20 protein-coding genes are annotated in these 19837 nt (G+C 36.3%); 6 read left to right on the forward strand and 14 right to left on the reverse strand.

Features of this window, described 5'->3' with window-relative positions; all coding sequences use genetic code 11:
* Positions 1–3 precede the first annotated feature (3 nt).
* A complete protein-coding gene (locus VB715_RS01040; RefSeq protein ID WP_323299728.1) occupies positions 4–1830 on the forward strand; it encodes a glycosyltransferase family 39 protein in 1827 nt (608 codons plus the stop codon).
* Positions 1831–1896: 66 nt separating this feature from the next.
* Here VB715_RS01040 and VB715_RS01045 read toward each other — a convergent pair whose 3' ends face one another.
* A complete protein-coding gene (locus tag VB715_RS01045; protein ID WP_323299337.1) occupies positions 1897–3099 on the reverse strand; it encodes a chromate transporter in 1203 nt (400 codons plus the stop codon).
* A gap of 18 nt (positions 3100–3117) precedes the next feature.
* Positions 3118–3984, reverse strand: coding sequence for a class I SAM-dependent methyltransferase (locus VB715_RS01050; protein WP_323299338.1), 867 nt, complete (start codon positions 3982–3984; stop codon positions 3118–3120).
* A 169-nt stretch (positions 3985–4153) separates the two neighbouring features.
* On the opposite strand from VB715_RS01050, the gene VB715_RS01055 reads away from it, so the two are divergent.
* Together VB715_RS01055 and VB715_RS01060 are read left to right on the forward strand one after the other, a co-directional pair.
* Positions 4154–5407 carry an NACHT domain-containing protein gene (locus VB715_RS01055; RefSeq protein ID WP_323299339.1) on the forward strand — a complete coding sequence of 418 codons (1254 nt, stop codon included), beginning with the start codon at positions 4154–4156 and terminating at the stop codon, positions 5405–5407.
* Complete coding sequence (locus VB715_RS01060; RefSeq protein WP_323299340.1) at positions 5397–7001, forward strand: formylglycine-generating enzyme family protein; 1605 nt, start codon at positions 5397–5399, stop codon at positions 6999–7001. Before VB715_RS01055 ends, VB715_RS01060 begins: the two co-directional genes overlap by 11 nt.
* Positions 7002–7025: 24 nt before the next feature.
* On the opposite strand, the gene VB715_RS01065 is transcribed toward VB715_RS01060, so the two are convergent.
* A complete protein-coding gene (locus tag VB715_RS01065) occupies positions 7026–7241 on the reverse strand; it encodes a DUF6887 family protein (RefSeq protein WP_323299341.1) in 216 nt (71 codons plus the stop codon).
* Complete coding sequence (locus VB715_RS01070) at positions 7241–7423, reverse strand: DUF6888 family protein (protein WP_323299342.1); 183 nt, start codon at positions 7421–7423, stop codon at positions 7241–7243. The genes VB715_RS01065 and VB715_RS01070 overlap by 1 nt, the downstream gene beginning before the upstream one ends.
* 21 nt (positions 7424–7444) lie before the next feature.
* Here VB715_RS01070 and VB715_RS01075 point away from each other — a divergent pair, with 21 nt between their 5' ends.
* The gene (locus VB715_RS01075) at positions 7445–7630 is read left to right on the forward strand and encodes an addiction module protein (RefSeq protein WP_323299343.1); all 186 of its coding nucleotides are present in this window, start codon (positions 7445–7447) and stop codon (positions 7628–7630) included.
* 151 nt (positions 7631–7781) lie between these two features.
* Here the strand turns inward: VB715_RS01075 and VB715_RS01080 are convergent, their stop codons facing one another.
* Genes VB715_RS01080 through VB715_RS01105 form a run of 6 tightly spaced genes read right to left on the reverse strand, consistent with a single transcriptional unit; the run spans position 7782 to position 13883 of the window.
* Positions 7782–9089, reverse strand: coding sequence for a DUF58 domain-containing protein (locus VB715_RS01080; protein WP_323299344.1), 1308 nt, complete (start codon positions 9087–9089; stop codon positions 7782–7784).
* A gap of 14 nt (positions 9090–9103) precedes the next feature.
* A complete protein-coding gene (locus tag VB715_RS01085; protein ID WP_323299345.1) occupies positions 9104–10054 on the reverse strand; it encodes a MoxR family ATPase in 951 nt (316 codons plus the stop codon).
* A gap of 47 nt (positions 10055–10101) precedes the next feature.
* Positions 10102–10797, reverse strand: a complete 696-nt coding sequence (locus tag VB715_RS01090) for a phosphatase PAP2 family protein (protein ID WP_323299346.1) — start codon at positions 10795–10797, stop codon at positions 10102–10104.
* A 20-nt stretch (positions 10798–10817) separates the two neighbouring features.
* Positions 10818–11909 (reverse strand): DUF4350 domain-containing protein, encoded by a 1092-nt coding sequence (locus VB715_RS01095; protein WP_323299347.1) that lies wholly within the window; start codon positions 11907–11909, stop codon positions 10818–10820.
* Complete coding sequence (locus VB715_RS01100; RefSeq protein ID WP_323299348.1) at positions 11906–12541, reverse strand: DUF4129 domain-containing protein; 636 nt, start codon at positions 12539–12541, stop codon at positions 11906–11908. The genes VB715_RS01095 and VB715_RS01100 overlap by 4 nt, the downstream gene beginning before the upstream one ends.
* A gap of 4 nt (positions 12542–12545) precedes the next feature.
* Positions 12546–13883, reverse strand: a complete 1338-nt coding sequence (locus VB715_RS01105) for a hemolysin family protein (RefSeq protein WP_323299349.1) — start codon at positions 13881–13883, stop codon at positions 12546–12548.
* Positions 13884–14093: 210 nt separating this feature from the next.
* On the opposite strand from VB715_RS01105, the gene rbsK reads away from it, so the two are divergent.
* Positions 14094–15011 (forward strand): ribokinase, encoded by a 918-nt coding sequence (gene rbsK, locus VB715_RS01110; protein ID WP_323299350.1) that lies wholly within the window; start codon positions 14094–14096, stop codon positions 15009–15011.
* A 53-nt stretch (positions 15012–15064) separates the two neighbouring features.
* Here the strand turns inward: rbsK and VB715_RS01115 are convergent, their stop codons facing one another.
* Both VB715_RS01115 and VB715_RS01120 read right to left on the reverse strand, forming a co-directional pair.
* Complete coding sequence (locus VB715_RS01115) at positions 15065–15610, reverse strand: hypothetical protein (RefSeq protein WP_323299351.1); 546 nt, start codon at positions 15608–15610, stop codon at positions 15065–15067.
* A 12-nt stretch (positions 15611–15622) separates the two neighbouring features.
* Positions 15623–16936, reverse strand: a complete 1314-nt coding sequence (locus VB715_RS01120; RefSeq protein ID WP_323299352.1) for a dihydroorotase — start codon at positions 16934–16936, stop codon at positions 15623–15625.
* 143 nt (positions 16937–17079) lie between these two features.
* Between VB715_RS01120 and lepB the strand changes: the two genes are divergently transcribed.
* On the forward strand, positions 17080–17679 hold the full coding sequence (lepB, locus tag VB715_RS01125) for a signal peptidase I (protein ID WP_323299353.1): 600 nt from the start codon (positions 17080–17082) through the stop codon (positions 17677–17679).
* 76 nt (positions 17680–17755) lie between these two features.
* On the opposite strand, the gene VB715_RS01130 is transcribed toward lepB, so the two are convergent.
* Positions 17756–18640 (reverse strand): alpha/beta hydrolase, encoded by an 885-nt coding sequence (locus tag VB715_RS01130; protein ID WP_323299354.1) that lies wholly within the window; start codon positions 18638–18640, stop codon positions 17756–17758.
* Positions 18641–18739: 99 nt separating this feature from the next.
* Positions 18740–19633, reverse strand: coding sequence for a sigma-70 family RNA polymerase sigma factor (locus VB715_RS01135; RefSeq protein ID WP_323299355.1), 894 nt, complete (start codon positions 19631–19633; stop codon positions 18740–18742).
* Positions 19634–19837: the final 204 nt, after the last annotated feature.

The following is a 19837-nucleotide window of genomic DNA, read 5'->3' on the forward strand; positions in this document are numbered from 1 at the left end:
ATGATGAATAAAGCAACTGTAGAAAAAGATAAAAATATGGGTCTTAATTTCTGGGAAAAAAATCTCAAAACCCTCTGGATTTTTTCGGTTTTATGGCTATTGTTAATTAGTTTTGTGGCTTTTCTTGTCAACTTAGGCAGCATTGGCTTAATGGATAAAACCGAACCCATGTTTGTCGAAGCGGCCCGTCAAATGGTAATTACAGGAGACTGGGTAACACCCTATTGGAATGGGGAAACACGGTTTGATAAACCCCCATTAACTTATTGGTTAGTAGGGCTATCTTTTAAGGTATTTGGTATTAATGAATGGGGGGCAAGAATTCCCTCAGCTTTAGCAGCGATCGCCGTGGTAATTTTGGGTTTTTATACCTTAAGATATTTTGGGTTTTCCCGTGCCAATGAAACTCAGAATTCTGATAAAAAGTTGTGGTTTTCTGCATTTATTGGAGCCGCAATTATCGCCTTAAATCCTTTTTGGATTGCCTGGGGAAGAACTGGGGTTTCTGATATGTTTTTATCCAGTGGGATAGCACTGGCTTTGTTATCTTTTTTCCTGGGGTACGGCTATTCAGGAACCAGTTCTAAGCAGTATTTAGGACTATCAATTGGGAGATTGTGGTATATAGGATTTTGGGTATTTATGGCTTTAGGCGTATTAGCTAAAGGCCCTGTTGCTCTGGTTTTGCCTGGTGTTACTGTTATTATTTTTCTTCTTTATGTCGGGCGGTTTATTGAAGTTGTAAAAGAAACACCTTGGCTATTAGGAATTAGCAGTTTTTTATTAATATCAGTTCCTTGGTTTATTTTAGTTACATTAGCCCATGGACAAGAGTATATTAACACCTTTTTTGGGTTACATAATGTACAACGATTTACCAGTGTTGTCAGTCGCCATCCTGGGGCTTGGTATTATTATCTTCCTGTGATATTAGTGGGATTAGTACCTTGGTCAATTTATTTACCTTTAGCAATTGCTAATTTAAGGGTTTGGCAGCGACAGAAATGGGTTAATTCTCCCCGTTCAACCCATTTAGGAATCTTTTGTTTATGTTGGTTTTTAGTAATTCTTATATTCTTCTCTAGTTCTGTTACCAAATTAGCCGGTTATGTGCTTCCTTTAATTCCCGCAGGAGCAATTATTATCACTTTATTTTGGAGCGAAAAAGTCGAGAATAAGCAAGAAGAGTCAGGTATTTGGCCCTTATTATTCTGGTTAAGTGGACTTGCTAATATTGGGATTTTAATGGGACTTGGTGCTGCTAGTTTTATGAGTTCTCAACTCATTGGGGAAGATATAATGATGCCCCAATTTAAGGAGTTATTGCAAGCTTCAAACCTAGCAATGAAAGGGGGAATTATTTGGTCATTTGCTGGATTTAGTGCCTTATTTTTACTCTTTTTCCGTAACTACCGCCGTTGGTTATGGGTAGCGAATTTAGTTGGGTTTATGGCATTTTTTACTTGGGTTGGTTTACCTGTTGCCAAAATTATTGATAATCAAAGACAACTCCCTTTAAGAGAACTTTCAGAGATGGTAAAAGTAGAAAGACAACCAGGGGAAAAACTTGTATTTTTAGGTTTTATGCGTCCTACTTTAGTATTTTATACCCAAGAAGTTGTAGATTCAGTTACAGAGGCAGACATTGATAACGGGCCAGCTTTTGAGTATTTTAAAAAGACAGATGGCCCTGCTACGGTGTTGATTATTAGTGAAGACAAATATCTCAATAAATTACGTTTAACCAATTCTGATTATGAGGTTATTCGTCAAGAAGGGGCTTTTAAATTAATTCGGATTAATAAGCAAACAATTATCAATAAGAATTGATAGTAAACATCAACAAAACCCTGTAGGGGCAATTCATGAATTGTCTCTACTAAATTTATTGATTGTTTATCCCAACCATTGCCCAATTAACCCGACTGCTCCTCCACCTAAAATAAGCAACACAGAATTAACCCGAAAACGGAATAAAGCCACAGCACTTAATAGGGCCAAAAGAGTGGTTAAATTGTCAATAATAGCTGCATTGGCTAATGTGTAAGTAACCACTGCCATTAACCCCAAAGAAGCAGCATTAACCCCATCTAAAAAACCACTTGTCCAAGCAGACTGACGCAATTTATCGACCCAAGGATTAATGATTGCTACGAAAATAAAAGAAGGAATAAAAATGCCAATTGTTGCTGCGATCGCCCCGGCATTTCCTGCTAATATATAACCAACAAAAGTGGCTGTGGTAAATACGGGGCCAGGGGTTATTTGACCAATGGCCACAGCATCAAGCAACTGTTGTTCTTGTAACCATCCTGTTCTTTCTACTAAGTCCTTTTGTAAAAAAGCTAATAAAACATAACCACTCCCATACAAAACTGACCCAATTTTTAGAAAAAATAGAAAAATTCGCCACCAATTTGCTGAGTATTCTGGGGTAGAATTAACTTGTGCTATCAGCGAAGAAAATGGCAATAAAAAGAAGCCTATCGTTTGATTTTTTAGCCAATTTTTTACCATCATTACCCATAAACCAGATAATAATAATAATAATAATTCGTTGATTCCTAGGAAAAATGCAGAGATTACAAACATTCCTGCGATCGCAGTAGGAATATTTTTAATTGCTTTACGTCCTAGTTTCCATAAGGCTTGTAGGATGATGATAATAATAACAGGTTTAATGCCATATAGTAACCATTCTACCTGGGGAATACTTTGATAACGAACATAGATAATTGCCAGGAACCAAACTAAAAAAAATGCAGGTAAAATAAAGCATAATCCTGCAATTATTAAACCCCATAAACCGCCCCACTCATAACCAATATGAATGGCTAATTCTGTGGAATTAGGCCCAGGAATTAGGTTAGTAATTCCTAATAAGTCTAACATTTTTTCACGAGTTAGCCACTGACGACGTTTAACGATTTCGTCTTCCATCATTGCAATATGAGCGACTGGCCCTCCAAAAGCAATTAATCCTAGTTGAAGAAACACAACAGCTAGTTCTTTTAATCGTTGTTGTTTCTGTTGAAAATTTAACTGATTATAGGGAGTAGTTTGAGAAGTTAATGAATTGGGTTCTATTTCCTGTGACATAATATTAAATTCCTGTTACTAAAACTTTTTTTTGTTTAAATGAAAAGAAGATAGATAAGAAAGTTTGATTTTTTCTCCGCAAGTTTTTTCAAGTATTTTTTTCAAGTCTAAAAATAAATCATTCTTCAGTTGTTTTTCTAATTGTAAATAGGGAGAATAAGTGTTTAAGAGCAGCAAATAATCATCAATACTATAGTTGACTTTGGTGTTAAATATTTTTGTGATTACGGTTTCAAATTTTCCTGAGTCAATACTCATTTCTCCTAACTGTTTTAAAATGTTTTCTTGGGTTTCTCTATCTTCATAACGCTTTAAAGAAGAATCATATTTTTGATAAATATTAGCTAAGTTTTGGTAAACTTCATAATCAGGTTGCAGTTCTTTATTCCATAGTAAAAGTAAGTAACCATCGTCTTTTAAACTTGCAAAAGCTTTTGTATATACTATCTCTGGTGGTATCCAATGAAAAGAACTTGCACCTAAGACAATATCAAATGTTTTCGGTTCTAATTTCCATTTTTCAAATGATGTATTGTTAATGATTACATTAGGATAAGATTGACAGTTTTCTTTCGCTAATTTACAAAAATCTGGATTAGGTTCAAGACATAAAATTGAACAACCTAATTTCGCAAAGGGGACGGTTGCAATTCCTGGGCCGCAACCAATTTCAAGTATTCTAGTATTAGGATTAACCTGAGTTAATTCAACAACTCTATCAATTAATTTTTGAGGATAACGGGGCCTCACTTTATTATAAGCTTCTGCTGCGGGAGAATACCAGGTGCTTCGTTCCCCTAAGTCTTTACTATACCAGTCTTTTAATTGTTCTTTTAAGTCTTTCATCAGAGTCAATTTTTTGCTTTTCATTAAGTGATCGGACATAATTAAACAAATACAACTTGTAGGGTGGGCAATGCCCACCTACGCTTATTTATGTCCGACCATTTATAAATTATAATAAACTCTATTGAAGTACGGGTCAACGGCCGTTCAACCCTACAATAAATAATGATTGTTCATGATGATGATGATTTAATTACTTATATAGTCAATGTCAGAAAATAACCCGAACCCTCAACCTACACAACCTTCTTCACGACAAGAAGCTAGAAAAAAAAGAGTTCAAGAGGTGTTAAAATTCTTGAAAATATTAGGTTTTCCTGTTTCTGGTGGTGGAGTAGCAGGAACAATTATTTTACTCAAAAATGGTCAATATGAATTAGCAGCTATTACTATTTTTGTGAGCATTTTAGCTTTGGTTATCGCTATAGGTGGTAAGTTTATTTCACGGGTAATAAATCGCATTTTAGACTCAATTGAAACAGAATTAGAGAACTTAGAAGAACCTCTAGCTAACTGGATAGTTAAGCTATTAAAAACCTTTTCTATCAAACTATGGTGGCAGTTAAACCCCAGTTTTCAACGTAAATATTATGATAGTTTAATTGATAGCTTTCGGGAATTAAAAATAGAAGGTTTTCGTATTGGTTTACCCGCACTTGATTTAGAAAATGTTTTTGTTTCTTTGCGAGTTAAAACCGGAACCCCTGATAACATTCATGGGGTAATTATTCCCTCTCAAATAGATGAAGGTGATCGCCAAATTTGGGACTTTTTAAGCAATATTAAGCAATTTCTAGCCTATCGTCGTCTTGCTGTAATTGCGGTCTCTGGTTCGGGAAAAACTACTTTATTAAAGCATTTAACCCTAACTTATGCTAAAGAAAAACATCAAGAATACCAGGCACCAAAATTTATCCCCATTCTCTTATATTTGCGGAATATTCGTCATCAAATCGCCACAGAAAACCCTCCCAAATTGCCCCAATTGATTCGAGAACATATCCAAAACTTGCCGGCCGATCCTCCCCTCATTTTGCCCCCAAACTGGCTGGAAGACCAGTTAAAATTGGGTAAATGTTTGGTGATGTTGGACGGACTTGATGAGGTTGCTGATAGCATTGAACGGGAAAAAGTCAGTCAATGGGTTAATCAGCAAATGACTGTTTATCGGACAACTGTTTTTATCCTCACTTCCCGACCTCATGGTTATTTGAGTAACCCTGTGGAACGAGTGGGAACGGTGTTAGAAGTGCTTCCTTTTAACTCTCAACAGGTTAGGGACTTTATCATCAGTTTGTATCGGCAAAATGAGATTATGAGGACGGGAAGAAAGTCACCGGCCGTACTTTCTGATGCTGAAAAATTAGCTAATGATTTAATCACACGCATTGAGGATAATCCGGCGATCGCAGCTATGGCCAAGAATCCTTTATTACTAACTATGATAGCAAATGCAAAATAAAACCCGTGAATTTACTCCCATTCAAGGACAAGAAATAATTCAAACGGAACTGGGACTATTTGAATTTGCTCACTTGAGTTTTCAGGAATATTTAGCCGCAGCCCAAATTAAGGAATTACAACAAGAAAATATTCTCTTTGAGAATTTTCAAGATCCTTGGTGGGCTGAAACTATTCGTCTTTATATTGCCCAAAGTGATGCTACTCATCTGATTCAAAAAGCGATAGAAAATCCCACAATTTATACTTTAAGTCTGGCCTTAGATTGTGAGGAACAAAGTTTAAAGGTTGACCTCGCAACCAGACAACAACTAGACACAATGTTAGAACAGGGTTTAGAATCTCCTGACCCAAAAATCGCCACCTTAGCAGCAGAAGTTAAGTTATGGCGGCGCATCAATAATTTATTAGCAATAGACGAAGACCTAGAAATTGATACTATCTATATTACCCGTGCCGAATATCAACTATTTGTAGACCAATGGTTAAATTCTGAGGAACATTTTCCGTCGGGAACGGCTAAACAACCAATTACACAAGTTAGTTGGTACAATGCGATGCGTTTTTGTGCTTGGTTGAGTGCCAAAGCGTTATCCCTGACTCAAGCTCATTCTACAGACACTACTGTATTTTATTACCGATTGCCGACCCTGACAGAAACCGAAAACTATTGCGCTAGAGAAGATGCAAACTTAGGTTGTTGGACATTGAGAGATAGTGATAGTCAAGACAAGGGTATTCGGGTGGTAAAAACCAAAATACCGCCTTCTGTGTTTGAATTTGATGTCATCACGGTTAACAGTCAAGGGCAGGAAATTAAACGGCAACGCAGCGCGGCTCCCTATGAAACTGAAAATTTGGGCAACAATATCGCCTTAGCTATGGTTTATATTCCTGGGGGGACATTTATGATGGGTTCTCCTAAAAATGAGCAAGATTCGAGCAATTCTGAGCGTCCTCAACATCAAGTCACTGTCCCGCCTTTCTTCATGGGTAAATATCCTGTAACTCAAGGGCAATGGAAAGCGATCGCTTCCAGAACGGATTTGAAAGTCAAGATTGACCTGGAACCCAACCCCTCACGCTTTAAAAGGGATGATAGACCCGTAGAACGAGTTAATTGGGATGAAGCCGTAGAATTTTGTCAGCGACTCACTAAGCTAACGGAAAAGAATTATCAACTCGCTTCTGAAGCGCAATGGGAATACGCTTGTCGTGGGGGGACAAACACCCCCTTCCATTTTGGGGCAACCATTACAAAAGCATTAGCAAATTACAATGCTCAACAAACTACCTCTGTTGGTCAATTTCCTCCTAATACTTTCGGTTTATACGATATACACGGTAATGTCTGGGAATGGTGCGCTGATGACTGGCATAAAGATTATCAGGGTGCGCCCACTGATGGAAGTGCTTGGATTGATAAAAAAAAGCAAAAAGGTTCAGATTCCGTAGTGCGGGGCGGTTCCTGGCTCGACTATCCGAATTACTGCCGTTCCGCGATTCGCAACTACTACAGCCGCCGCGACTACCGCGACTACGCTCTCGGTTTTCGGGTAGTATGCGTATTCGAGAGATCGAATTTTTTGGGTTAATTTTTGAATTAATTAAGGGTGGGCTTAAAGATTAAATTTTTCTTGAAGGCGTTGAGTAATTAATTCAATTTGTTGTTCAGGGGTTAAGGTATCTAATTCATTGACACCGATGATCACTTGTTTAGGGTGTTGCTGTTTACGATCTAAATAGGCATAAAAAGCTTCTTTATTGTCTTTATGTTCAAGAAAATATTGTTTGAGTTCTTGATCATTCATGTTAGTGTAATTAACTTGTTTCATTAGAAGATTTCTCCCTTAGGGGTAATAACAATTTCAATGTTTTCTTGATGTCCTGCTAAAATAAACAAGTTCTGGTTTCGTTCGTCTAGACGAATAATGTGAATCGGTTGGAACATCACATTAGTTAATGTATAACTTAGCAGGTATAAGCGTTTAAGTTGTGGTAAGGTGGGTTCATTCATTATATTATTATATATAGATTTATGCGATCGCTTGAACAAATTACCCAAGAAGCTTTATCTTTACCGGATGATCAAAGACTTCTACTGCTAGAAAAAATTAGAGAAAGTTTAGGGTTAGAAGTTGATGAAATAAACCAAAATCTTTGGAGAATAGAAGCACAAAGGCGACAGGATGAAATTAATAATGGAACATTCAATAAGCCCTAACCCTAAAGGGTTGGGCTATAGGAACAAAGCCCGCCTGCGCGGGCTATCCGACGAATTATTAATATTTGAGCCTGCGTAGGCAGGCTTCGTTCCTGTAGCTCCAGGCTTCAGCCTGCGAGCATTTCAAAAGAATGAAATTCCCTTAAATTTATCAGAGTAAACTTTTCGCTTTTAACTGTAAATAACGATTAACTAATTGTTCACTAATTTGATTTGCAGGAGCATCTAAAACTAACACACCTCGTTGTTTTAATTTGGCAAAAGCAACCTGACGCTGTGATAATAAATCTAAAGCAACTGCACGTTGATAAGCTTCATCAACTTTTAGGGTAGAAGTATGAGCAATAGTATCAACTTGGGGATCTCTTAATGCAATACAAAAAGGCAAATAACGGGGCGTTAATTTTGTCATTGCGGATAATAATTCTGCTGAGGCAGTTATATCAATAATATCCGTAATTAATACTACCAAAGCGCGGCGTGTTTGTTGTTGAACTAATTGGGAAACTGCCCCTACATAATCAGGTTCTAATAATACAGGTTGAATGGGGGTTAAACGGTCTAAAAAAACAGATAATTGATGTTGTCCCCGTTGCGGTGGTATCCACGTCATAACTTGTTTATCAAATACCCCAATTCCTACTTTATCCCCTCGATGTAAACCCGCTAAAGCTAAGGATAAAGTCGCATTTAAACCCCAATCAAATCGTTTTAAACCTTGCACTTGAGAAGTCATTAAACGACCTCTATCTAGTAAGATAATTAAAGTTTGTTCTTTATCGGGTTCTAATATTCTAATAAAAGGACGATTTCGCCTCGCGGTTGCTTTCCAATCAATTAACCGCATATCATCACCTTTATTGTATTCTTGTAACTCAGAAAATTCAGTTCCTATGCCAAATCTTCGCGCTTGACGCATACTTCCTGTCGCTTCTAAGGTAAGACGAATAGACAGCGATCGCAACCCAATTAAATCAGGATAAATTGCCACAGTTTCTTGAGCAGGAATTTTCCAATCATACCAGGCCAATTTCCATTTTCCCAACTGTCTAACTTGAATATTTCCCCAGTTATATTCCCCCCGATGATTAGGATAAATCGTATAACTTAGGGTTTGATTACTGTTGGGTGATAAAATACTTTTCAAGGTATTAGTAGAAACCAAAAAATATAAAGGATAGCTATCTTTAATGATAATTTGTGCATTTCTATCCTGATTTTGCACAAACAATTCAACTAAATTATCCCTACCAATAGAGAGACGATATAAGGGGTTACGGGTAATTTGTACCTGATACTTTTTAACCTGTTGACTATCCCAAATCCCTAAACCTAGAATAATACTGTCAAAAATTAAGATAAATACAACACTACTTTGAGCATTAAAAATCATGGCAGATAAACCACCAATAATCAAGCCAAATAGTAACAATAAATACAGTCTAATAGCAGGAATCATGGCAGTTTTAATGGTTATCTGGGGACAGGAACTTGATTGAGTAAAGAAGCAATTACCGCATCAATTTTTATGCCATCTAATTGTGATTCTGGTTTCAAAATTAAACGGTGACGTAAGAGAGGAGAAGCAATGTTTTTGATATCATCAGGGGTTACATAATCTCGTTGAGAAAACCAAGCTTGTGCTTTACTTGTTTGTAACCAAGCAACTGCTGCTCTCGGAGATGCACCTAATTCTAAATCAGGATGTTGACGGGTTTTATCAATTAAATTGAGCAAATAATCAATTATTTTATCATCAACTTTGATATTTTGAATTTGTTGACGAGCTTGCAAAATTTCTTCTACAGTAGCGATGGGTTGCAGTTGATCTAAATCTATTTTTTTACCCTTAAATCCTTGTTGAAAATTGAGTAACATTTGTTTAGCTGCTTCTGGGGGGGGATAATCAATAATTAGCTTAAATAAAAAGCGATCTAATTGTGCTTCTGGTAGGGGATAAGTTCCTTCAAATTCTAGGGGGTTTTGGGTAGCAGCAACCCAAAATAAGGGAGATAAAACTAAGGTTTCGCCATCTAAAGTGACTTGTTGTTCTTCCATTGCTTCTAACAGTGCAGATTGAGTTTTAGGGGGAGTCCGGTTAATTTCATCTGCGAGAAGAATTTCCGTAAAAATGGGCCCTTTTTGCAGGGTAAAACTACGACTATTGAAATCAAAAATATTGGTTCCTAAGATATCTGAAGGAAGAATATCAGGAGTTAGTTGAACCCGTCTAAAATCTGCTTGAATTAATTTAGATAGAACTTTGACTAAAAGGGTTTTTCCCGTTCCTGGGACACCTTCAAGAATAACATGGCCCCCACTGAGAAGTGCGACTAATAATTGTTTGATGACAAGGGGTTGACCAACAATAATTTTGTTAAGATTTTGACTAAGATTGATTAAGATTTCTGGTGTAAGGTTCATAAGGTTATGATAGGTTCATAATCATTGTAATTTTATCGCAATTTTAGTCATTTTGATGGTTTAACATCCTGATTCGATTTTAATTGACGAAGATTAAATAATAAACTCATTCCTATTGTCCAAGGAATAGCAAGTATCCATCCTCCTAAAATATCACTAGGAAAATGAACTCCTAAATATAAACGAGTCCAAGCAATCAGTAACACAAATAAACTCCCAAATATAGCAACTAAAAAACGCCACTGAGTTCCCCATGTTAACATTAGTAAAGCAATTACCAATGTCATACTTCCCATTGCATGACCACTGGGAAAAGAAAAATCTTGAGGTCTATAATACAATGATTCCCAAAGATAAGGACGCACTCGATGAAACAACATTTTAGTCATTATATTTAGGATAGTATTACCTAAAATAGTTATAATTAAATAAGCTAGATATCTCCTTCTTTTTTGATAAATAAGTAATAAAATGATTGGCATTAATAATCCCATAATACCCTCAAAATTACCAAGCTTTGTGATGTTTTTAGCTGTTTTGTCTAAAAAAGGCTGAGCAGTATCATGAATCTTTAATAAGATGAAAATATCCCAAGAAAATCCCTTGTCAGCTTGACAAACTTGCCAAGCAAGAATACTAAAGATTAGTAAAGGACAAATAATGCCAAATGTCAATATTTTCCAATTAATAACTATCTCATGGTAAGCTTTTTTTTGCAGTTGACTTAGATTGAATTTAAGCATAAAAAAACATAAATCTCTAACTAATTTTTAATTATCCTTCTAATTTCTTGCCACTTTTCTAACCACTTTCTTAGACTAACCTCATTCATCTTGCTTTTGTTATTTGTAAGATTTAAAATTCCTCTTAATCCTTGAACTGATTGTCCGGTTTGTTGTTCCCACGCTTTAATTAATCTATCAGAATTAAGACTTGTATCATTTAATCCTAATGCTTTTTGTAACTGTTTTTGTTCTTCTTGATTAATGGTTGATACAACAAAATCACTACTTTCTGCTTTGTGTAAAACACCGGACAAAGCTTTAACATAAGCTAAACTATTATTAAGATTAGGTTTATCTAAGGTAACAGCTTTACCCAAACGGTGATTATTAGACCAAATTAATACTAAAATAATCACTAAACCTTGTACAAAAATCGGCAGTAATGGCGTATTACTTAAATAACTAAATATATTTCCTCCGACTTCTTCTTTGATTTCTTCTTTATCTTTGTATCCATGTAAGTATTCATCAACATAAATAGGATAACCTGATTGAGTGACTAATTGGGCTAAAAATTCATAATTTCCTGGACTATTTTGATAAGCATTGATCGCTAAATTAGGGGTAACGACGGCAATAAGTTTTCCCTTTCCAATATTTTCCTGCCAAATAATTGCCCCAAATTCATCCCCTAATATTCTATTAACATCTTCTTCATTTCTTTTTCTTGTCTCAATTTTAATTTGACCAAACTGACTATCATGTACTGTAGTAAATTGAGCATTTGTAACATTTTCTTTAACCCCTAAGATAATTAAGTTATTTCCTTTTTTAATCCATTCTTCTATAAAGTATAAAGATTTTATGGATTTATTATTAGGGTAAATTTGTAATAGGGTAACAGACTTGTTATCTGGTAAATATTTAAAGGATTTTTGCCATCTTTCTAGAGGTGTTCCCCGTTCTTTCATATAAGCATACCAAGCACCGTAACCATCAGGAGAACGACTATAAGTTGACCCACTGTTAAGTTTATTACTGCTAGGAGCAACGACAATGGTAATTATTATAATTGCTACAATTAGGATAGTAATAAATAGACCAAATTTGCGGTTTGAAATATCTTTCATGACTCAATGTTTTGATAAGCTTGTTGACATCTTTCAAATAAAGAACGGGACGCAGTTTTATCTCGAAAACACAGTTGTTGATGAATTAATAATAAGGTTTCATAGGGATCAGGATAGGGTAATTGTAGGATAAGTAATCGATATTCTTCATCAGTACGACTTTCCTGATGAGGTGCGATCTTGTTTTCATCTAATCCTTGTAACATCGCTAAATAGAGATAAAGACATCCTTGATAATAGTCCCCTTGTTGTTGATATTGTTGTGCTTTTTGCCATAATTTTTTTGAAGATGATTTCTTGTTTTCTTGCTGTTGTGCCTGGTTCCAAGAATTATTATAATTACTCAAAAAGCTTTGAATAAAAGGAATTAGTCTCTGAATATTTTTCCAGACTAACCAACCTAAAGTCAATAATAAAAAGACAATAGAAATATTTTTAATTAATTCTTCCCAAAAACTTAAAGCATCTAAGTCAGGTGAGGGAGTATCAGGAAATTTAAAATTGAAGTTTTTAAGTTGGAGTTCAAACCATTCCCCTATTTGTTGTTGTCGCTGTTGCATTTGCCACCCGATACTATCTTTTTCAAAACCTTGGGGAGTATCGGCTAAAATCAAAGAATTAAGAGTAATCATAGCTTTAATAAATATCATTAGGAACTTGATGTAAAAGATGCTTATTCACAGAAGTTACTAAGATTTTGTCCACTCGATTACCATCCATATCCATGACCTCAAATTTTAAATTTTTCCACTCAAAACCATCAGCAGCTTTAGGAATTCTCCCGTAATGAGTAATAATAAATCCTCCTAATGTATGAAAATTACCTTGAGTTTCTCCAGGGATAATGTTTAAACCAAAAACTTTCTTAAAGTCCTCTATTGAAACAATACCATCCATTAACCAAGAGCCATCATCCCGACGAATAATTGAAGGAATATCTGTCTTGTCAATGCGGGGAATATCTCCCACAATTGCCTCTAATATATCATTAATGGTGACTAACCCTTGAATCACTCCATATTCATCCACAACCAAAGCAATATGATTCCCAGTTTGTTGAAATAATTCTAAAACTTTTAGACCCAAGGTACTATCAGGAACTAATAAAGGTTGTCGTAAAGAAGCGGTTAAATCAAATTGTTTACAAGACAAACAATCAGATAATAAATTCGTCACTTGAACCACTCCTAACAACTCATCTAAACCCCCTTGACAAACTGGAAAACGGGTATGGGTACTATTAATAATTTTATGACGATTAATGTCTGCTGAATCTTCTAAATTTAGCCAAATAATTTCAGGACGGGTTGTCATTAAAGTGCTGACTTTGCGATCGCCGAGTTGTAAAACCCGTTCCACCATATCATGTTCCGCTTTTTCAAACATTCCGGCCTCTCTCCCCTGTTTGAGAAGAACCTTAATTTCTTCTTGAGTCACGGGGGGTTCTGTGATCGTGGTCGCAATGCCCAAAAAGGATAAAATTAGATTGGTGGAAGCTCCCAATAGGTTGACCACAGGAGACAATAAACGGGAGACATAGAGCAAGGGAATGGCCATTAAACTCGCAATTCTTTCAGGATTGCTTAATGCGAGTCTTTTGGGAACTAATTCTCCAATGACTAGAGATAGATAAGTAAGACTCAGAACAACAATTGTAAAAGCGATCGCCTCACTATGGACAGTTAACCCTGGAATGCGCTCTAAAATGACCGTCAGACGAGCAGATAAATTAGCCCCTCCATAAACCCCTGCTAGGATACCAATCAGGGTAATGCCAATTTGAACCGTTGACAGCACTTGATTAGGATCATTGGCTAATTCTAGGGCAACCTTAGCTCGTTTGTCTCCTTTGAGACTCAGTTGTTCCAACCGAATTTTACGGGACGATAACAATGCTATCTCTGATAGAGCAAAAATAGCATTGATCAGAATTAACAAGAAGATGACGAGAAGTTCGCTTACAACCGAAACCATAGATACTATTGATATCAGAGGTTGTTTAAAGGTGCTGATATCTTCTAGTATCGTGTATTCAATGGGTTTTCGTCATTCATGAACCCAAAAAAAAACACTTTTCAGGATAAATAGCATAAATTAAGCATTAATTTGAGAAAAACATGAAATAGCAGGGAATTATTAGGGATTTCTTTATTTATTATAATTTATGATAATTGATCAGAGGGAATGATGAGCATTATTATTTTTGGTAGTATTAATATGGATCTGGTGGTTCAAACCCATCGTTTACCCCAACCAGGAGAAACCGTAACAGGGGATCATTTTCTGACCCTAGGGGGTGGAAAAGGAGCTAATCAGGCAGTTGCAACCGCGCGACTGGGTGCATCAACCTATTTGGTGGGACGGGTTGGCGGTGATAGTTTTGGACAGGAATTATTAGCTAGTTTAAATAATTTTGGAGTCAATACTCAAGGGGTTTTTATTGATAAAAATAGCTCGTCAGGGGTGGCAATGATTAATGTGGAAACAGGGGGAGAAAATACGATAATTGTTGTTCCTGGGGCTAATGGTAAGGTCGAGCAATCTGATGTGCATCGTCTTAATAATATTTTACCTAAAACCAGTCTTTTATTGTTACAGTTAGAAGTTCCTTTAGAAGCCGTACAATCTGCGGCGATCGCGGCTAAAAAGTTCGGGGTAACAGTGATGCTTGATCCGGCCCCTGTTCCTGATAACTTTCCTGATCGTTTTTATCCATTAATTGATATTATTACACCCAATCAAACAGAAGCTGCTCGATTAGTAGGTTTTGAAATAACTGATCAAGAAAAGCTGAATCAAGCTGTTAATATTTTTCTCGAAAAAGGGGTAAAAATTGTCATTATTAAACTAGGGGAAAAAGGAGCATTTTATGGGACAGAAAAAGAACGAGATTTTGTTAAACCTTTTGCTGTTAAATCCGTTGATACTGTTGGGGCAGGAGATGGCTTTAATGGAGGAATAGCAGCCGCTTTAGATCGAGGTTTACCCCTCAAAGAAGCCTTGAAATGGGGGGCAATTGTGGGAGCATTAACCACCACAAAAGAAGGCGCACAAACTGCATTACCAGACTTCAAAATGCTGGAAAATTGTTTAAATGAGTGAGAAAATTAATCTAAATTAAAACCAAAGTAATATAATAAAAAATCGTTGACAAATTAGCTTTTAATAAAATCGACCTTTGCCCATTCCGCAATAATTTGTCCAAGCCAATGGCTTTTTTCATAAGGCTGTCTATAGATTACACTTACTTGTTTATTGGCTTCAACGTTTAACCCCCAACTTGGAAAACTGTCTTCATCTTCTCCTCCATCTTGAATTTGAATGACGCTTTTTATAAAGTTTTTTTGAACTTTTTGTTCCCATCTTAATACTAATATTTTTGTTTCTATAGTAAGATTATTGTCATCAAAATAAAATGTTTTCTGACAAAAAAGTGAGTAAATAATTAAATAAATAAATCCAATAGCAAAGCCCCACATAAACAATGGAATTACTATAAATAACCAGGCTCTTAAATTTAATAAAAAAGGTAAAATTAACAAACAAAAAGGAAGCCATAAAACTAAGCACACAATAAGAAAAGCATTCATACACCCCATTCCCGTTCGCTTGTATTTAATTACAAACTCATAATATCCCGAAGCAATCAGAGTAAATCCGTTTGGGATTGGCTGATTAAACTGATATCTAAATTGATTCATAATAAAATTGAGTTACGCTTCAAATTGTAACGCTTTCCCCCTAACTTCTGTATTTAATTTACCCTGTTCATAAACTACATTGCCCCCCACAATAGTAATCACTGGCCATCCCGTTAAATTCCACCCCTCAAAGGGACTCCAACCGCATTTAGTTTGTAATTCTTCCCGTAAAACCGGATGATAATTATCCAGATCAACTAAGATCAAATCTGCATCATAACCAGATTTAATTAAGCCTTTGTTGGGAATTTTATACGCCTTTGCTGGTGCAGTAGACATCCAATGAGATACTTGAGCAACCGTACATTTTCCTGTCATTGCTTGAGTTAACATTAACGGCAAAGAAGTCTCTACTCCAGGCATTCCCGAAGGCGTATTAGGATAACCTTTCCCCTTTTCTTCTAAGGTATGAGGTGCATGATCTGTGGCAATAAAATCAATCACCCCATCTAATAAAGCTTGCCACAAAATCTGATTGTTTTCAGGAGATCTTAAAGGTGGGTTCATCTGGGCCAAAGTGCCAATTTTTTCATAAGCATCTGTATTTAATAGCAAATGTTGGGGGGTAACTTCTGCTGTCACCCAACTGGGTTTATCTTGCCGCAAAAATTCCGCTTCTATCCCTGTGGAAAGGTGTAAAATATGTAAGCGTCGTTGATACTTTTTCGACAATTTTAAAGCTAATTTTGTCGCATTTAGGGCCGCTGTTTCATCCTGAATTTGCGAATGGATAGCAGGATCAGTAATACCCGCAAATTCCTGACGACGTTGTATAATTCTGGCTTGATCTTCCGCATGAACCGCAATTAAACGGCTTCCTTGGGCAAAAATTGGCTCTAATTCCTGTTCTCGACTCACTAATAAGGCCCCATGAGCAGACCCCATAAAAATTTTAATACCACAGGTCGGATTAGCGGTTAATAAGTCAGGGAAATTATCAGGGGTTGCACCGATAAAAAAACCATAATTGACCAGACATTTTTGTGCCGCTAGATCTAACTTATCATCTAATATGGCTTGAGTGGTGGTTAAAGGCAGCGTATTCGGCATTTCCAGGAAAGAAGTTACTCCTCCCCTAGCACAAGCACAACTCGCCGTAAACAGGTCTTCTTTGTGTTCTAATCCAGGTTCCCGAAAATGTACTTGTGGATCAATAACTCCCGGTAACAAAGTCAGTCCTCTAGCGTCTATGATGGTATTAAGGTTTGTTTCGGAAATCTCTGAGGCAACCTCGATGATCTTACCCTGTCTCACGAGAACATCTCCGAGGAAAAATTCACCATCTGGTAAGAGAATACGAGCGTGACGAATAAGAAGTTGTGTCATTTGAGGATGAGTCCCCCTAAAATAAATTCAAGAATACTTTAATCTTCCCATTGACCAGGGTTTCGTTAAACTAATAATCAAACATTCGTTACCTTAACTTTTCGATTTATTGATTCCCTTACCTCCCACTCTATCCAAATACTATGACTCGAAGCTTGAAACAAGATAAAAATAAAAACTCCAATTCTCCCCCAGAAAATCCCTGGGTTGAACTGACTAAAACCGTTGTTACGGCGGTAATTCTTGCCTTGGGAATTCGGACTTTTGTCGCGGAAGCACGTTACATTCCTTCATCTTCCATGGAACCGACTTTAGAAATTAATGATCGCTTAATTATTGAAAAATTGAGCTACCATTTTAAAGAACCCGTGCGGGGAGATGTGGTGGTTTTTAACCCAACAAAAACCTTAGAAGCCCAGGATTTTCATGATGCGTTTATTAAACGGATTATTGGGTTGCCAGGGGAAAGCATTGAAGTAAAAAGTGCTCATGTTTATGTCAATGGCCAAAGAATATCAGAAAAATACATTTCTGAAGATCCTGAGTATAATTATGGGCCAGTTACGGTTCCCCCTGGACAATATTTAGTCTTGGGAGACAATCGGAATAATAGTTACGATTCTCACTATTGGGGTTTTGTTCCTAAAGATAAAATTATCGGTAAAGCCTTTGTTCGGTTTTGGCCATTTAACCGTTTAGGTTCCCTGGATCAACAACCTTTATATCCTAATAATCCTAAGTAAAATAAACAACTATATACATACAGGCTAAAGCCTGATGCTATTAGGAGCAAAGCCTGGATCGCCGGGCTTTGTTTGTTTAGTTATTTGATGAGATCTCAAGAATGGCTTGTGCCGTTAATTCTGGTTTTTCTAAATGGGGAACATGACCACATTTCGGTATCCAAGTTAATCGACTATTGGGAATTAATTGTTTAAACTGCTCAGCATCTTTTCCCCCTAAAATTTTATCATTTTCTCCCCATAAAATCAAGGTAGATTGTTCTATTTTTCCTAGCTCATCCTTAAAGGAGCCATAACCACCACTTTTTGTAAAGGTAATTAATCCTTGACTCCATCTCTCACAATTAAGATGTAAAGACGCACAAAGTTGAGCATCTTGACTAGCAAAACTTTTATCATAATAAGCGGTTTGACTTATCTTTTGTCTTACCCTAGAATTTTTTAAAAAAGCAGTGGATAAATAATCTAACGGGGGAAACATAAATTTACCAATTTTAGGAGGAGAAGCTAACCCCGCACTATCAATTAAGACTAATTTTTTCACAATATCGGGATAGGTTAAGGTAAAATCAATGGCGGTAGCACCTCCCATAGAAGCACCCACTAAAATCATGGGTTGTTTAATTAAAGTTTTCCAGGTATGGTAAATGTGGGTTTTTATTTCTTGGGGACTCAATGATAAATCAGGCATTCTTTGGGTAAAACCAAATCCTAATAAGTCAATGGCCCAAGTTTCATGATGTTGGGATAATAAAGGAAAAAGACGACGAAATTCTAATAAAGAACTGTCGAAACCATGTAATAGTAAAAGGGGCGGATTTCCCATTCCCTGACAGACGTAGGTGGTGGGAATGGGTTGCGCTAATAAAGGCGTTGAAATGGGTTCAACCTTAATCTGATTAACTAAATCAAGGGAAGTTTTTTCTGTTAAGTTTTGAGCAGCGAGAGGAACCCAAATCATAAAGGATTTTTAGGAACAAGTAGAATGATTAAATCATATCATACTTGCTCATTTTAGCCAAATTATTCTTCAGCAACTTACTTGTTTAGATTTATAATCTTATCCAAGAATATTGCCTAATATGGCATTTTTTTGTCGGAGAATTCTGATGGCACGACTGTATATTTGACGGGCCCTTTCATGACTAATTCCGCATTGTTTTCCAATCGCTTTATAACTGAGGGGCTTACCATCACATAACCCAAAACGTAAGGTGATCACTTCCCTTTGTTTGGGGGAAAGCATTTCTAATAATTTCTCGATTTGAGATGTTTTTTCTTGTTCTTTGACAAACTCACTGGGGGATAAAGATTCTTCATCAGAGAGTAATTGTTCTAATTCTGTTTGATTTTCATCAATTATTAAATTTAAGCTACGGGTGTTTGTTCTAAAGGCAGATTGTTGAATAAACTGAAGTTTTTCTACGGAAATATCCATGATGCCAGCAATTTCTGCTTGAGTGGGTTTTCTGCCTAATTTTAGGCTCAATTCTCGGAGAGATTTTTTATATTTATTGAGGCTTTCGTTGATATGAATAGGCAAGCGAATGGTACGACTTTGTTCGGCGATCGCCCTAGTCATTCCTTGTCGTATCCACCAATAAGCATAGGTCGAAAATTTGTAGCCACGACTGGGATCAAATCTTTCTACCCCCCTAATTAATCCTAAACTTCCTTCTTGGATTAAATCTAATAAAGATAAACCTCTGTGCAGATATTTTTTGGCAATCGATACCACTAAACGAAGGTTAGCTTCAATCATTTTCGCCCTGGCATTTTGTCCTTTTTCAATTATCTTTTCTTCAGTTGCAGTCAATATCTCTTTTTCCAATAAAGGCAACATCGCTTGAATTTGTTCAGCCAGTTTGATTTCTTCTTCAGCACTGAGTAAAGGAGTTTTTCCGATTGCTTGAAGGTAATGGCGAACCGTATCAACTTTCTGGGAAGTAATCATATTTAATTGCTATTTGTCTTGTTTATTTTGTGCCTTGGGTCAAGTTCTCACCCTTGGCTCAAACTTCACTTGCTTTAATAGTGAGTTGATTGAAAACATCTTTTTCCTTAACAAAAAATCAAAACCCTGTCAGTTTATTCATGTTAAAATTATAACCTAAAATTAAGTTGGTTGCAATTTTTTTATGAGAAATTTTAGGGAGAT

The organism is Crocosphaera sp. UHCC 0190, from assembly GCF_034932065.1.
In the GTDB taxonomy this organism is placed as follows: Bacteria; Cyanobacteriota; Cyanobacteriia; order Cyanobacteriales; family Microcystaceae; genus UHCC-0190.